Source organism: uncultured Pseudoflavonifractor sp., assembly GCA_904419835.1.
Lineage (GTDB): Bacteria > Bacillota > Clostridia > Oscillospirales > Oscillospiraceae > Pseudoflavonifractor.
In genome coordinates this window covers 1-15,026 of record CAJFTA010000056.1, presented here as the reverse complement: position 1 = coordinate 15,026, position 15,026 = coordinate 1, and the positions used below count along the sequence as shown (strand labels likewise).

The following is a 15,026-nucleotide window of genomic DNA, read 5'->3' as shown; positions in this document are numbered from 1 at the left end:
CTAAAGGGCTTGCCGCCTGCTCTCCACAGACAACAAGCCCTTTCGGTTGCTTGAACAATTTCTTCAAAAATATTGTCTAACTTTTTGGGGTCACTTCACTGGGAAGCCGCCGCCTTTTATTATCTCCCGATTCTCTGTACAGCCATGTCAACGCGAGCGATTTTTACGGGCCGTCATGCCGGCGGTCCCGGCGGATAAACCCCGCCTTAACTGCTCCGCAGGCAGCCCTCGCCGCCCATGAGGGCTGTCATTTCCTCAATGCGCTCCAGGGGGAACGGAGGCTGGGACAGCGGCCGCATGGCAATGGACATTAGTTTCATAGGGTTGTCGTCCGCCGCCACCCGGTTTGAGCTCAGGTGCCCGCATCTCCGGCAGCGGTGGATAACGGCCCACTCTCCGTTTTTCCTTACCCATACGCCTACCGGGTCCATAATCCCGCCGCAGTCCGCCGCCCTGTCCCCCGGCTCCATGTCCAAATGCAGGCTGGAGAGACAGTTGGGACAGTGGTTGCGGTGGCCGCTGCCCGCTCCGGCGGACACAACCGGCCGCCCGCACACCTTGCAGGTAAAGCTGTCCCCGCAGTCATGGGTTTTGTAGTAGCCTTTTTCATATTGCTTTCGCTTATTTTCTCTGTTCATAATGATTTGCTCCCTGATACGGACGCCGTGTCACAGCGCGTCAGCCAAATATTTCTTCAATGCGTCGCGGTACTTTTGTGTCAGCATCAGATACTGCTGCTGCTCCTCCTCTGTCCACTCGCTCCAGATTCTGTTTTCGATTTCATAGAGCGGATAGATCTTCTCCTGCGCAAAATGTTTTCCTTTTTCCGTCAGGCAGACAATTGTGTTCCGCCCGCTGCCCTGCTCAAGGTATACGATTCCGTCCCGCTCCAGCCTTCGGATTGCGGAATTTATGGTCTGCCGGCTGATGCCGGTCAGCTTGCTTATGTCGCTTTGCAGGCGCCGGCCATCCTTTTCGCAGATGACGTACAGAATATTTTGAACGCTGTCCGAAACGCCTGCCTTTACCGCGGCCTCGTGATAAAGCGAATTGATCTCTCCGGCCAGACAGGTATACTGCACGGCTGTCAGGTAATGCATGAAGTCCCCTCCTTGTCTGATTTCGTACACCTATATTATATCCGATTTCGTACAAGTGTCAACCGCTTTTTGAAATCAAAGAGGCGGGTGCTCTCACGGTAGGAAGCCGCCGCTTTGCGCGGCGCGCCGGAATACATTTGCCCAAATTGAAAATATTGTAACGCAAGAGGAGAAAATGTTCACATTTTTTTATTGAATTAGGGGGTCAGAAGGAATATTTTATTTCGTGTAGAAAAAATAAACCGGAGTTGCAGAAGGAGGCATTGCAATGCAGGAAGTGAAGGACACCAAACCAACACCCCCGAAAAAACCCCTGATATTTTACTATCTCATCACCATGGTAGTGGTGATGCTGCTCAACGCGCTGCTCTTCCCCGCTGTGATGGAGAAGCAGGTAGTGGAGGTCAGCTACGACCAGTTTCTCACCATGGTGGACAACGGCCAGGTCAGCGAGGTGGCCTGGGAGAAGGAGGAGGAACAGATTGTCTTTATCGCTCAGGGAGACGACGGCCGGGAGGGCTATTACCGGACCGGCGTCTGGCCTGACGACGGACAGCGGCTGCTCCAGCAGCTGCGGAACGACCCGAATATCCGCTTTGCCGCGTCCATTCCCACCCAGGCATCTCCCCTGCTGAGCTTTGTGGTCACCTGGGTGCTGCCCATCCTGTTCTTTATCGCCATCGGAGAGCTGCTCTCCCGATGGATGGTCAAGCGGATGGGCGGCGGCATGTCCGGCGGCATGGGCAACGCCATGACCTTCGGCAAGTCGGGGGCCAAGATCTACGTGGAGGAAAAGGCCACCGGCGTCACCTTTGCGGATGTGGCCGGCCAGGACGAGGCCAAGGAGTCCCTGATGGAGGTGGTGGACTTCCTCCACGAGCCGGAGAAGTACGCCGCCATCGGCGCCAAGCTGCCCAAGGGCGTGCTGCTGGTGGGCCCTCCGGGCACCGGCAAGACCCTGCTGGCCAAGGCTGTGGCCGGCGAGGCCAAGGTACCCTTCTTCTCCATCTCCGGCTCGGAGTTTGTGGAGATGTTTGTGGGCATGGGCGCAGCCAAGGTCCGCGACCTGTTCAAGCAGGCCAATGAGAAGGCCCCCTGCATCGTGTTCATCGACGAGATCGACGCCATCGGCAAGAAGCGGGACGGCGCCGGCGTGGGCGGCAACGACGAGAGGGAGCAGACCCTCAACCAGCTGCTGGCCGAGATGGACGGCTTTGACGGACGGAAGGGCGTGGTGCTGCTGGCGGCGACCAACCGGCCCGAGTCCCTGGACCCGGCCCTGCTGCGGCCCGGCCGGTTTGACCGGCGGGTGCCGGTGGAGCTGCCAGACCTCCAGGGCCGCGTGGCCATTCTGAAGGTCCACGGCAAAAACGTCCACCTGGACGCCGACGTGGACTGGGACGCCATCGCCCGGGCCACCGCCGGCGCCTCCGGCGCCGAGCTGGCCAACATTGTCAACGAGGGCGCCCTCCGGGCGGTGCGCATGGGCCGCAGAGCCGTGACCCAGGCCGACCTGGAGGAGAGCGTGGAGACCGTCATCGCCGGGGCCCAGCGGAAGAACGCGGTCATCTCCCCGGAGGAGAAGAAGATTGTGGCCTACCACGAGATTGGCCACGCCCTGGTGGCCGCCCTTCAGACCCACTCCGCCCCGGTGACCAAGATCACCATTGTCCCCCGCACCTCCGGCGCACTGGGCTACACCATGCAGGTGGAGCAGGGGGAAAAGGCCCTCATGAGCCGCACCGAGCTGACCAACAAGATCGCAACCCTCACCGGTGGCCGGGCCGCCGAGGAGCTTATCTTTGGCCCGGACAACATGACCACCGGCGCTTCCAACGACATCGAGCAGGCCACCAAGCTCTCCCGGGCCATGGTGACCCGGTACGGCATGACCGACGAGTTTGACATGGTGGCCCTGGAGACGGTACAGAACCGCTACTTGGGCGGCGACGCCTCCCTGGCCTGCGCGGCGGACACCGCCTCCCGGGTGGACGCCCTGGTGGTGGAGACGGTGAAGGAGGCCCACAACAAGGCCCGCCGCCTCCTGAAGGAGAACGAGGACCAGCTCCACCGTCTGGCGGCCTACCTGCTGGAAAAGGAGACCATCACCGGCGAAGAGTTTATGGCCCTGCTCAGCGAGAAGTAAAAAAGCAAAAAATGCCCCCGCTGGCTGTCATACCAGCGGGGGCGTAAGGAGAGAAATCAGGCGTTCTGGGCGGCCACGAAGGTGTGGAAGGCCTCCTCGGCGGCGTCGGGGTTCTCCGCGATGACGAAGAGAATGTAGTCGCCGTCCACCACGGTGCGGGCGTTCTGCACCTTGGGCAGGTTCTGGCTCAGGTACCAGGAGAAGGTGTCCTCCTGATTCTGACGGTAGGTCTCAAAGGCGGCCTTCACGGCCTCCACATCGGCGCCCTCGGCCAGCTTGCCCAGGATGACGGTGTCGGGAGAGGTGATCATGGGGAAGAAGGCCACAGCCTCCTCCAGCGCACCCTCGGGCACGCCGTAGTTCTCCACCAGAACGTCGGCGCCGGACTTCATGCTGCTGTAAACGCCGGCGGCGTCACGGATGGCGTAGGCGCCCTGGACAAAGGGGGTGCCGTTGGGCGTGGTGATGGTGAGGGAGCCGTCCTCGGCGGCGGCCACGTCGTAGCCCTCCAGCAGCTCCAGCACCCCGGCGTCTACGAAGGTCACGCCGCTGACCACTGTGGCCTTGCTCTTTACCAGCTCGTCGCCCACGGTGATGGAGTTGTCGGCGAAGTTGACGGTGATATTGCCGCCCTCCAGATAGAACCAGCCGTTGTTCTCCTCCTCAAACCAGCTGGCGGAGCCGTAATCGCTCTCGGCGATGAGGCGCAGGGGGATCATATTCTCGCCGTCCACGGCGGGGATGGCGCTGGTGTCCAGTGCCTTGCCGTTGAGGGTGATGGCGGTGTCATAGCCGACCACGGCGGAGATGGGCACGGCCTCCACGGCCAGGGCAGGCAGGGTCATGGATGCGGTGAGGGCCAGGGACAGGCCCAGAGCGGCAGCTTTTTTCATTCTCGTAATGCTCCTTTGCGTTGTTTTCAGGGACGTGCCGTCCCGTTTCACAGGCATATAGACGAAGGAAAAATCCAAAGGTTCCCGAAAAAGGAAAATTGGACGGAAAAATTTTTGGCCGGGCGGGCCCCGGGGAAAGTGAGCGCGATATGTCCTGGGACATCTGCTATGAATACATGTGGTACTTCTTCCTCTACGCCTTCCTGGGCTGGTGCTGCGAGGTGTGCTTCGCGGCGGCCAAGTCGGGGAAGTTTGTCAACCGGGGCTTCCTCAACGGCCCCCTCTGTCCCATCTACGGCTTCGGCGTGGTGCTGGTGGTGGGCCTGCTCACCCCGGTGAAGGACAACGTGATCCTCCTCTTCCTGTGCTCGGTGCTCCTCACCACCGCCCTGGAGTGGCTCACCGGCTTTGTGCTGGAGAAGGCCTTTCACCAGAAGTGGTGGGACTACTCCAAAATGCCCTTTAACCTGAACGGATATGTGTGCCTCCTCTTCTCCCTCATGTGGGGCCTGGCCTGCCTGCTGATTATGGACGTCATCCACCCCATAGTGGCCGGCTTTGCCGCCGCCATCCCCCGCACCCTGGGGGTGGCGCTGCTGGCGGTGTTTACCGTCCTGGCCCTGGCCGACCTGACGGCCACCGTAGCCACGGTGGTGGGCCTGAACAAGCGCCTGCGGCAGCTGGAGGAGCTGGCCGCCAAGATCCACGAGGCGTCGGACAGCCTGGGAGAGCGGCTGTCTGACGCCACCCTGGCCGTCTCCGAAAAAGGGGAGGCCCTGAGGGAGTCTGCCGGGGAGCGCCGGGCCCAGCGGGCGGAGGAGCAGTCCAGACTCCGCGCCGCCCGGGAAGAGGCCCTCCAACGCCGGGAGGCTGCCCTGGCCGAGCTGCGCGCCGCCAACGAGGCCCTGCTGTCCACCTACCGCTTCGGCCAGAAGCGGCTGCTCAAGGCCTTCCCTGATATGAAGTCGATCCGCCACAGCGAGGCCCTGGAGCAGCTCAAGGCCCGGCTGGCCGCCCGGAAGGGGGACAAATGATAAAAGATGGCCTGCGGCTCAGCCGCAGGCCATCTCAGGCTGTCGAAAAAGTCCCTGGACTTTTTCGACAGCCTTCAAAAATGCCGTTACTTTCGCGCCGCACAGCGGCGCAAAAGTTCCCGCTCCGCTCCCCGGAAGTCTTGCACAGCAAGGCTTCCGGGGCATTCGATTCCACGCGAGGCGGGCGGCTGCCCCCTCGCGCTCCCCCGCCCCGGTTCAGGCGGGTGCTTTTAAACTGAGGTTTTTCGACACGCTGAGATGGCCTGCGGCTCAGCCGCAGGCCATCTTTTGTCGGATAAAATGCACTCAGCCGCTGACGGGCGCAAACCGGGCCCGCGCCAGGCCCGCCAGGTCCGCCGGGGACAGTTCCACCTGGAAGCCGATCTTTCCCGCGCTGACCACCATGGCCTCCAGGCCCTGGGCGCTGTCGTCGATGACGGTCCTGAACTGCTTCTTCATCCCCACCGGGGAGCAGCCGCCGTGGACATAGCCGGTCAGGGGCAGCAGCTCGGCCTGGTGGATCATCTCAATGGACTTCTCCCCCACCGCCCTGGCGGCTGCCTTCAGGTTCAGGGACTGCATCACCGGCACCACAAACACGTAGTTCTGCCTGCTGGCCCCCCGGGTCACCAGGGTCTTGAACACCCGCTCCGGCGCCACGCCGATGAGCCCGGCCACGGTGGCGCCGTCCACCGCGCCGCCGGAGCAGGGGTAGGTGTGGGGGGTGTAGGAGATCTTCTTCTGGTCCAGAATCCGCATCACATTGGTTTTTTCTTCTGCCATGGAACGTCGCCTCACTTGAAATTTCCGCGTCTTAACGCTATGCTGTACTGGTAAGAATATCACAGCAGAGGAGCTGATTTCAATGGATGTTTCCGCATATCAGAGTCAGTTGATGAAAAATGCACAGGAGCTGCTGGGCATTGACAGCCCCAGCGGCTACACCCAGGCCGCCGCCGCCTTTCTGACCGGCTTTGCCGCCCGGCTGGGCTATGAGACCACCGAGACCAACAAGGGCAACGTGATTGTCCACATTCCCGGCCGGGAGAGTGGAAAAAAGGTGGCCCTCTGTGCCCATGTGGACACCCTGGGCCTGATGGTCCGGTCCATCACCGCTGACGGCCAGCTGAAGATCACCCGGGTGGGCGGCCCCATCCTCCCCACCCTGGACGGCGAGTACTGCACCATCTACACCCGGGACGGCCGCCGGTACACCGGCACCGTCCTCTCCCTCTCCCCCGCCGTCCACGTCTATGACGACGCCTCCACCCGTGCCCGGGATGAGGACAACATGGCCGTGCGCATCGACGAGGTGGTCAAGTCCAAGGAGGACGTGGAGACCCTGGGCATCCGCCCCGGGGACTATGTCTGCATTGACCCCAAGACCACAGTGACCGGCAGCGGGTTCCTCAAGTCCCGCTTCATTGACGACAAGGGCTCCGCCGCCTGCCTGCTCACCCTGATGCAGGTGCTCAGCGACAAGGGCCTGAAGCCTATGTACGACACCAAATTCATCTTCTCCGTCCATGAGGAGGTGGGCCACGGCGGCGCCACCATCCCCCGCGACCTGGACGAGCTGCTCATCGTGGACATGGGCTGCGTGGGCCTGGACCTGACCTGCACCGAGTACCAGGTGTCCATCTGCGCCAAGGACAGCGGCGGCCCCTACGACTACGGCATGACCACCCGGCTGGTCAACCTGGCCCGGGACAACGGCCTGGACTACGCCGTGGACATCTATCCCCATTACAGCTCGGACGCCACCGTGGCCTGGGGCGCGGGCGCCGATGTGCGGGCCGCCCTCATCGGCCCCGGCGTCCACGCCTCCCACGGCATGGAGCGCACTCACTGGGAGGGGTTAAAAAATACTTTGTCCCTGTGCCTGCTGTATCTGGCGGCGGAGTAAGGGGCGCCCATCCGTCTGGCCTGCGGCCAGCCGCCTTCCCCGGGGGGAAGGCGCTGGGATATCTCCACAATCTGCTCAGAATATGTGCAAACCCCCCGCGGTTCAATGTGAGCCGCGGGGGGTTTCTGTCTGTTTATCAGGCTCAGAGCTTGACCACCCAGCCGTGGGGGTCGGGAATGGTGCCCCACTGGATGCCGGTGAGGGTATCGTACAGCTTCTGAGTGACGGGGCCGATTTTGCCGCCGTTGACCACGGTGTGCCTGTCCTCCCAGCCCATCTCGCCGATGGGGGAGACCACGGCGGCGGTGCCGGTGCCCCAGGCCTCCTCCAGGCTGCCGCTGCCGGCGGCGTCAAAGAGCTCCTGGGCGGTGATGAGCCGCTCCTGAACGGGGTAGCCCCAGTCCCGCAGCAGCTCCAGGCAGGAGCGGCGGGTGATGCCGGGCAGCACGGAGCCGGTGAGGGCGGGGGTGATGATCTCGCCGCCCACCTTGAACATGACGTTCATGGAGCCCACTTCCTCGATGTACTTCCGGTGTACGCCGTCCAGCCACAGGACCTGGGCGTAGCCCTGGCCCTCGGCCCGCTCGCCGGCCCGGATGGAGGCGGCGTAGTTGCCGCCGCACTTGGTGTAGCCGGTGCCGCCCCGGACGGCGCGGACGTCCTCATTCTCCACATAGATGCGTACCGGGTTGATGCCCTCGGCGTAGTAGGCGCCCACGGGGCAGCAGATGACGCAGAACAGGTAGGTGTGAGAGGCGTGGACGCCCAGGCTGGCGTCAGTGGCGATAATGAAAGGGCGGATATACAGGGAGGTGCCCGGCTCGCTGGGCACCCAGCCGGCCTCCAGCGTCACCAGGGCCTTGATGCCGTCCAGAGCCAGATCCTCGGGCAGCTTGGGGATGCACAGACGCTCGCAGGAGTCGTTCATCCGGCGGACGTTGTCCATGGGCCGGAACAGCTGCACGCCGCCCTCCGGGTTGCGGTAGGCCTTCATACCCTCAAAGACCTCCTGGGCGTAGTGGAACACCATGGCGGAGGGCTCCAGGGAGATGGGGGCGTAGGGGACGATGCGCCCGTCGTGCCAGCCCTGTTCGGGGGTGTAGTTCATCAGGAACATGTGGTCGGTAAAGACCTTGCCGAAGGAAAGGGTCTTGGGGTCGGGCTTGGGCTTGTGCTGGGCGGCCCGGGTGATGGGAAATTCATGCATGGAGACGGCCTCCTTACTGTAATGAATTGTTGGGCGAAACACCTGTTTGCTCTAGTATAGCAGTCGGACGGGACGGCCGCAAGGGGGCGGACACCCGGGCTGTTTGCATTATTATGGCACGCCGGACGGGGGAAGAATGTAACGTGAGATACAATTTCCTGAAGAAAGGTGTGGCGGTGGAAAAAGCCGGAGTCACTTCAGAGCCGCCCCCGTCTGTATGGTGTTCAGTTCAGCAGTTCCCGGTACTCGTCGGCGGTGCGCACCCGGCCCACGGCGGACAGGGAGGCCCGGGAGAAGTCGAACATCTCCTCCGCCAGGGCCCGCACGTCGTCGGCGGTGACGGCGTCGTAGGCGGCAATAATCTGGTCGGGGGTGAGCACCTCCCCCATCGTCAGCTCGCTGCGGCCCAGGTGGGCCATGCGGGCCTGGGTGGACTCCAGGCCCATGAGCACATTGGCTTTGGACTGCTCTCTGGCCCGGTCCAGCTCCTCCCGGGTGACGCCCCCGTCCCGGAAGGCCTTCACCGTGTCCACAATGGTGCGGATGGCCTCCGCCTCGGTCTCCCGGCCCAGGGCGGTATAGACGGCGTAGAGGCCGGTGTCGGCGTGGCCCGCGCCGTAGGAGTAGATGGAGTAGCACAGGCCCCGCTTCTCCCGCACCTGCTGCCACAGCCGGGAGGACATACCGCTGCCCAGGATGGAGGAGAGGAGCTGGAGAGCGAACCGGCGGCTGTCCCCGTAGGGCAGGCCGGGGAAGGCCAGGGTCAGGTGGTTCTGCTCGATGGCCTTTTTCTTTACCGTGACGCAGGGGGTGTATGCCGCCGCCCTGGGCTGGGGCAGGCCTCCGGCGGGCATGGCGGCAAAGCGGGCCGCCAGGTCGTCCGCGTCCCGCTGGGTAAAGCTGCCCGCCAGGGCCACCACAATGTCCCCGGCCAGGTAGTGGGAGGCCATGTACTCCTTCAGCCAGGCGCCGGTCATCTTCTCCAGGGTGGCCTTCCGGCCCAGGATGGGCCGGGCCAGTGCGGAACCGTGGTACACCCCGGCGGCCAGGCGTTCGGCGCTCAGGTCCTCCGGGTTGTCCTCGTACATGCCGATCTCCTCCAGCACCACGCCCCGCTCGGTCTCCACGTCGGTCTCGTCGAACCTGGAGGAGAAAAACATGTCGCACAGGATGTCCGCCGCCTGGGGCAGGTGGGTGTCCAGCACCCGGGCGTAGAAGCAGGTGGACTCCTTGGTGGTATAGGCGTTGATCTGGCCGCCCACCGCGTCCATCTCCCCGGCCAGATCGGCGGCGGTGCGCCGGGCGGTGCCCTTGAAGAGCATGTGCTCGATAAAGTGGGCCGCGCCGTTCTCCGCCGCCTTCTCCTGGCGGCTGCCGGCGCCCACGTAGATGCCCAGAGCCGCCGAGCGCACGGCGGGGACGTGCTCAGTGAGGATGCGCACGCCGTTGGGCAGGGTTCTCTTTTCGTATGACAAAGCGGAAAGCCTCCTATATCTTTACATTTCTTTCCTTAGTATAGCCGGATGGAGGGGGCGTTACCCCTCTGCCGTTCTCGGGATGATCCGGCCACTATTTTAGCACAGTCCGGGCCAATTGTCAGGAGGAATCCGCGGCCGGAGGGTCGCAATTCCAAAGGTCACAAATTCATCCTTTGATATATGTAAAAATCGCAAAATATATCGAATATTTTGTGGGATTTATCATTGCATTTTTACGACGCCTCCTATATAATTCCATTCGATCCCCGAAGTATTCAAATACTTTGACCTGCGTGTAAGAACAAATTAACATGAGAGGATGGATTACTGTGAGAACCCGCCGCCCCCTGCGCAGAGGTCTGGCCGCCCTGCTGGCCGCCCTGACCCTGACCCAATGCGCCCCCCTGACCGCCTCCGCCGCCTGGTGGCCCTGGTCCAACGAGACCGCCGCCGTGGAGGAGACCGCCGCACCCCTTTCCGCCGACGTCCAGCTCAAGAACGGCACCGCCGTTATCCCCGCCGGTGCGGACGAAGAGACTGTGAAGCAGGCCCTGTTTAACGCCCTTGTGGTGGACAAGGAGGGTGTGGACCCCCAGACCCTTGACTGGGAGTATTACTGCACCGGCAAGAACGGCCTGCTGACCAACGACGCCTGGGGCTCGGTCAACGGCTTTACCAGCGAGAAGAAGGTCGTGTTTGTCACCACCACCTTTACCCACCCCGCCCTTGCGGACAACGGGGACGGCAATTATCAGGTCCGCCTCGCCGGTTCCACCGCTGAAGTCACCCTGACCAAAACCGCCAAGCTGTCCTCCTCCATCACCCTGAATGAGGGCTGCTCCGTGGCGCTGCCCTACAACGAGGACGCCACCGTCAACTACGACGCCCTGCGGCAGGCCATCTTTGATGCTGTGGTGGCCTCCACCACCCCTGAGCTGTCCCTGGCCGACGTGACCATCGAGTACTACGCCACCGCTACCACCGGTTCCGTCGGTAGTGCAGGCAAGGCCTGGATGCCCCTGGAGGGCGGTAAGGACACTGTGCTGGGCATTCCTGTGACCTACCCCGCCATCTCCGCCGGTGAGCAGAAGATCCGCGTCTCCTACGCCGGTACCACCACCGTCTACGACACCTCCGCCGAAACCACCGTCACCTTTACCGAGCGCACCGCCGGTTCCATCGTGCTGAAGGACGGCCAGTCCGCCGGCGTGACCTACCATGAGGACGGCTCCATCAACTACGACGCCCTCCGCGCCGCCATCTTTGCCGCCGTGGTGGCGTCCACCACCCCTGAGCTGACGGTCGATGACGTGACCATCGAGTACTACGCCACCGCCACCACCGGCTCCGTGGGCGATCTGGGCAAGGCCTGGATGCCCCTGGAGGGCGGAAAGAGCAGCGGGCTGACCTACCCCGCCATGACCCTGGGCGACGGCCAGCAGGTCCGCGTCTCCTGGAACGGCAACGCCAGCTATACCGCCGCCTCCGCTGACACCACCGTCGACATCGTGGAGGGCCGGGAGCAGGTCCCCTACACCCTGAAGGAGACCCCCGACGCCGTGACCCTGGCCGTGGGCGAGGACATGGAGGTGGACTATGACGCCCTGCGCACCGCCATCTTTGGCGCCGTGGTGGCCGAGTCCTCCGTGCTCACCGCCGGCAACGTGACCATCGAGTACTACTACAAGGGCATCACCTCCCTGGACTCCAAGTGGCTGCCTCTGGAGGGCCAGTCCGTGGTGGGCGGCATCGGCTTCCCCGCCATCTCCGTCGGCATCCAGCAGATCCGCATTGTCTACCCCGGCGACCGGACCTACGCCCCTGTCACCATTGAGGCGTCTGTCGAGGTAAAGGACCGGGAGCAGGTCCAGTTCGTCCTGAACGAGGGTCCCTACGAGGTGGGCATGAAGTTCACCGCAGACCAGGGCTATGACTACGCCGCCACCGCCCAGGCCATCTACAATGCCGTGGTGTCCTCCACCGTCAACCCCGAGGGGCTCACCGCCGCCGACGTGACCGTGGAGTACAACACCGACAAGACCGGCATCACCGACAGCTTCAAGCCCCTGACTGAGACCGACCTCACCGGCCTGGTGAAGTTCGGCGAGGGCAAGTGGGAGATCCGCATCTCCTGGGCCGGCAATCAGACCTATCGGGGCGGCTCCGTCACCGTGGACGTGACCACCACCGACAACCGTCTGGAGAGCGTGGTGGCCCTGAAGAGCGGCGTGTCCTTCACCTACAACATGGACCCCGCCGTCATGGAGCAGGCCATCTTCGACAACCTCATCGACTGGGACAACTCCACCCTGCCCGCCCGTGAGACCCTGACCATCGACAATTTCACCATCCAGTACAAGGCCAAGCTGACCGACGCCGAGACCGGCGTGGACCTGGGTCTGGACGACATTCTGGGCCAGATTCCCGGACTGGGGGACCTCATCAACAGCGATGCCCTGACTCAGTGGGTGCCCATTGAGGGCAAGGAGTACTGGGTGCTGGGCCAGCTCATCGGCGCCTTCCCCAAGATGGGCGCGGGTGAGAACCAGGCCGTCCTGATCACCTACAACGGCGGCGCCGAGTACAAGCCCGGCTCCGCCGAGGGCACCGTCACCGTGGACAAGGCCAAGGTCAGCGTGTCCGTCCACTCCGACAACATCTTTGCCGGCGATGCCATCCCCGAGGGCTTTATCACCACCAATCCCGCCGACGAGTTCGACCTGTACACCATCTACGCCGGCATCACCAGCAATGTGACCACCGGCATCTACCTGGACCTGCCCGACCGCTACACCGCTGAGGGCTCCTTCGTCCTCAAGCTCATTGACCAGGCCCTGGCGGCCATCGGCCAGAAGACCCTGACCGAGATGCTCAACGAGGGCGTCACCGTGGGCGAGCTGCGGGAGCTGTTCAATACCCAGGGCCTGCTGGATCTGCTGGACAAGCTGAACATCGACACCGGCACCTTCGGCCAGATCATGTCCGTCATCAACAAGCTGCCCGGCATCCTGGACAGCGTGCGCATCTCCTTCGGCACCCCCAACCGGGCCGGCCTGTACACCGTGGGCGTGGTCACCGACAGCAAGAACTACACCACCGGCGTGGGCATGGGCTTCCTGCTGGTGCGGATGCGCCTGAGCGGCTCCAACCTGACCTGGAACATGGACATTCCGGGCGGCAAGCTCACCGCCGAGGAGGCCAAGACCTTCGATTTCGGCGCCACCCTCAGCTACGACGGCCTGCCCGTGGACGACCAGAGCAGCGTCCACTACCTCTACTCCGGCTTTACCAGCAGCTGGCGCATCTACTCCTCCACCACCACCCCGCCCACCGAGCCGGGCCGCTATGTGGTCACCGTGTGCATTCTGGGCGGCAACTACATGGCCGCGCCCATTACCCGCAGCTTCCAGATCACCAAGTAAGAGAACCATAAACGCCATAAAAAATGACCGCCCGATGGGACAGGTGCTCATAAGAAAGTGATTTGAAAGAATTATGATTATGGCATCTGTCAGGCAGGATTGGGCAACGAAGAAATACGCTGTATCCAGCAGATTTTGCTGGATACGGCGTATTTTCTTGCCTATTTACGTTTCCGTTTGCCTTTTCCGTGTGTCATATTGCTTTTGCCTTGCTGGTTTACGGAATTTTTCATATGTTTCGACAGCCGCAGCACCTCAATCAGATTAACGAACTGCTCTTTGGTGATCGCATCATAGTCAATGCCGAAGGTCACCAGAAAGGCCCTCGCCTTCTTTTCGTCGCTGCTGCCCTCGAAATTCATGGCGGTCTGCAACTGCTGCTGGGCTTGTGCAGCGGCGGACGGCTCGTCCGCTATCGTGCTGTCGGTTTTGTGTGACTCACGAATATCGCGGAGTATCCCTGTCAGGTCATCTGCAACCACATGACCGAAGTATTCTTCCTCAGACACCTGCGCCAATTCCAGTGTGCGCAGATAGAGATCGTTCGCACTATCCTCTCGCTTTGCCAGCACCATTTGACGCACGGTTTCCAGCACAGCGTTCATGTCGTTGATCCGCATATCTGCAATGCGGTCAACATAGATTTCCGCATCCAGCATCAAACGCTGAAAATCTTTGTGGCAGATCAGCTCCGACAGCAGCCGGTGGTTAAACTGTCCATCCTTCAATACCTCAATCGCACCATCACCCAGATGCAGGGCTTCCAGCTCTGTGTTTGGGTGATTTTTTGTTTCCGTCAAACCCATCAGGTAATCGGCGGACACACCATAGAACTTTGCCAGCGCCGCGATGCTGAACGGACTAATGTCCTTAAAATCGTCTGCCTCATATTTGCCGAGGGCGGCACGGGAAATGCCTGTGGCCTCGGACAGCTGCTCCAGCGTAAAACCGCGCTCTGTCCGCAAATCTTTGAGCCGCTCTGGGATCGTCAGCTTGATGTTCATATCCGCGCCCCCCTCTCGTTCTGCTTCCCATTATAACACAGATTTCTATAAGCGTGGAAATTTCCGCTTTTCGTACCCATTCTCCAACCTTTTGGATATACGGGAACAGCCCCGATTTTTCGTTAAACTGTACTTGTCGAGAGACACCAGAACCTTGAAAACCACATGACCGTCCGAATGGGATACCCCCGGCAGGGGAAGCAGCGCCATGACCACGCTTATTTGAAAGCACGGGAGAGCGTGTCAATGCCGGGATACGCCGCTGAAAAGGCTGGGGCAGGAACGGCATTCGGAGAGAACGGCAAAAATGCAGCGATGTTTTCAAAGAAAGTAAAAACAGCGAAAAATCCGGCGTTTTCATATTGATAACGCCATCAAAGCGCGATACACCGGATGGCGAAGCTGGTACGCTGTCTGGCGCATGATTTCCCCGTTCTGCGAAAATCCACGCGGAACAGTGAAACCGAAGCCGCGGAACAGTGAAACCGAAGCCTGACAGTTGTGAACAGGGCTTCGCATACGGCAGAGGAAACAGTTAGTCGCATACCATTATCCATTGCCCAGCGATGAACCCAAGTACGCTCATCAGCGCATCGGCTTCACCGCTAAGCAAACAAACAAGGAGGGCAAAAGCTATGAGAAATAAAGAAATTTACCGAAACGAGATTAAGTCGTATATTATCCGGGCTGGCATGACCATGAGCGAGGCTGTGGAAATCCTGGCCGACGAATACGGCTGGAGCAGCAGCGTCCCCAACCTGTCGGACAAGCTGAAACGCGGCAGCCTGCGCTATGGCGAGGCTGTGGAGCTGGCCGATGTGCTGGGGTACGACATT

At 61.8% G+C, this 15,026-nt stretch carries 12 protein-coding genes; 5 read left to right on the top strand and 7 right to left on the bottom strand.

All coding sequences use genetic code 11. The annotated features are described in order from the left end of the window. Positions 1 to 206: 206 nt before the first annotated feature. Complete coding sequence (locus QZY67_RS09780) at positions 207 to 638, bottom strand: RNHCP domain-containing protein (protein ID WP_295369904.1); 432 nt, start codon at positions 636 to 638, stop codon at positions 207 to 209. Positions 639 to 668: 30 nt separating this feature from the next. Beyond that, positions 669 to 1,100, bottom strand: coding sequence for a winged helix-turn-helix transcriptional regulator (locus QZY67_RS09775; RefSeq protein WP_295369903.1), 432 nt, complete (start codon positions 1,098 to 1,100; stop codon positions 669 to 671). Between the two features lie 268 nt (positions 1,101 to 1,368). On the opposite strand from QZY67_RS09775, the gene ftsH reads away from it, so the two are divergent. Continuing rightward, positions 1,369 to 3,246 (top strand): ATP-dependent zinc metalloprotease FtsH, encoded by a 1,878-nt coding sequence (gene ftsH, locus QZY67_RS09770; RefSeq protein WP_295369902.1) that lies wholly within the window; start codon positions 1,369 to 1,371, stop codon positions 3,244 to 3,246. A gap of 56 nt (positions 3,247 to 3,302) precedes the next feature. Here ftsH and QZY67_RS09765 read toward each other — a convergent pair whose 3' ends face one another. Beyond that, a complete protein-coding gene (locus QZY67_RS09765; protein ID WP_295369901.1) occupies positions 3,303 to 4,139 on the bottom strand; it encodes a DUF4358 domain-containing protein in 837 nt (278 codons plus the stop codon). A 149-nt stretch (positions 4,140 to 4,288) separates the two neighbouring features. Here QZY67_RS09765 and QZY67_RS09760 point away from each other — a divergent pair, with 149 nt between their 5' ends. Beyond that, a complete protein-coding gene (locus QZY67_RS09760; protein ID WP_295369900.1) occupies positions 4,289 to 5,173 on the top strand; it encodes a putative ABC transporter permease in 885 nt (294 codons plus the stop codon). A gap of 306 nt (positions 5,174 to 5,479) precedes the next feature. Here the strand turns inward: QZY67_RS09760 and ybaK are convergent, their stop codons facing one another. Continuing rightward, positions 5,480 to 5,956, bottom strand: coding sequence for a Cys-tRNA(Pro) deacylase (gene ybaK, locus QZY67_RS09755; RefSeq protein WP_295369899.1), 477 nt, complete (start codon positions 5,954 to 5,956; stop codon positions 5,480 to 5,482). Positions 5,957 to 6,038: 82 nt separating this feature from the next. On the opposite strand from ybaK, the gene QZY67_RS09750 reads away from it, so the two are divergent. Next, positions 6,039 to 7,079, top strand: coding sequence for a M42 family metallopeptidase (locus tag QZY67_RS09750; protein WP_295369898.1), 1,041 nt, complete (start codon positions 6,039 to 6,041; stop codon positions 7,077 to 7,079). A gap of 142 nt (positions 7,080 to 7,221) precedes the next feature. On the opposite strand, the gene QZY67_RS09745 is transcribed toward QZY67_RS09750, so the two are convergent. Together QZY67_RS09745 and QZY67_RS09740 are read right to left on the bottom strand one after the other, a co-directional pair. Further along, positions 7,222 to 8,286, bottom strand: a complete 1,065-nt coding sequence (locus QZY67_RS09745) for a branched-chain amino acid aminotransferase (RefSeq protein ID WP_295369897.1) — start codon at positions 8,284 to 8,286, stop codon at positions 7,222 to 7,224. Between the two features lie 224 nt (positions 8,287 to 8,510). Beyond that, complete coding sequence (locus tag QZY67_RS09740) at positions 8,511 to 9,761, bottom strand: pitrilysin family protein (protein ID WP_295369896.1); 1,251 nt, start codon at positions 9,759 to 9,761, stop codon at positions 8,511 to 8,513. Between the two features lie 332 nt (positions 9,762 to 10,093). Between QZY67_RS09740 and QZY67_RS09735 the strand changes: the two genes are divergently transcribed. Beyond that, a complete protein-coding gene (locus QZY67_RS09735) occupies positions 10,094 to 13,186 on the top strand; it encodes a hypothetical protein (protein WP_295369895.1) in 3,093 nt (1,030 codons plus the stop codon). Between the two features lie 161 nt (positions 13,187 to 13,347). On the opposite strand, the gene QZY67_RS09730 is transcribed toward QZY67_RS09735, so the two are convergent. Then, positions 13,348 to 14,190: a helix-turn-helix transcriptional regulator gene (locus QZY67_RS09730; RefSeq protein WP_295369894.1), complete on the bottom strand. Its 843-nt coding sequence runs from the start codon at positions 14,188 to 14,190 to the stop codon at positions 13,348 to 13,350. A 635-nt stretch (positions 14,191 to 14,825) separates the two neighbouring features. On the opposite strand from QZY67_RS09730, the gene QZY67_RS09725 reads away from it, so the two are divergent. Then, on the top strand, positions 14,826 to 15,026 hold a 201-nt coding region (locus tag QZY67_RS09725; RefSeq protein WP_295369893.1), incomplete at its 3' end, for an LLM class flavin-dependent oxidoreductase.

Coding starts and splice junctions, on each gene's coding strand:
- QZY67_RS09780 (WP_295369904.1), bottom strand. CDS start 638: ATGAACAGAGAAAATAAGCGAAAGCAATATGAAAAAGGCTACTACAAA.
- QZY67_RS09775 (WP_295369903.1), bottom strand. CDS start 1,100: ATGCATTACCTGACAGCCGTGCAGTATACCTGTCTGGCCGGAGAGATC.
- ftsH (WP_295369902.1), top strand. CDS start 1,369: ATGCAGGAAGTGAAGGACACCAAACCAACACCCCCGAAAAAACCCCTG.
- QZY67_RS09765 (WP_295369901.1), bottom strand. CDS start 4,139: ATGAAAAAAGCTGCCGCTCTGGGCCTGTCCCTGGCCCTCACCGCATCC.
- QZY67_RS09760 (WP_295369900.1), top strand. CDS start 4,289: ATGTCCTGGGACATCTGCTATGAATACATGTGGTACTTCTTCCTCTAC.
- ybaK (WP_295369899.1), bottom strand. CDS start 5,956: ATGGCAGAAGAAAAAACCAATGTGATGCGGATTCTGGACCAGAAGAAG.
- QZY67_RS09750 (WP_295369898.1), top strand. CDS start 6,039: ATGGATGTTTCCGCATATCAGAGTCAGTTGATGAAAAATGCACAGGAG.
- QZY67_RS09745 (WP_295369897.1), bottom strand. CDS start 8,286: ATGCATGAATTTCCCATCACCCGGGCCGCCCAGCACAAGCCCAAGCCC.
- QZY67_RS09730 (WP_295369894.1), bottom strand. CDS start 14,190: ATGAACATCAAGCTGACGATCCCAGAGCGGCTCAAAGATTTGCGGACA.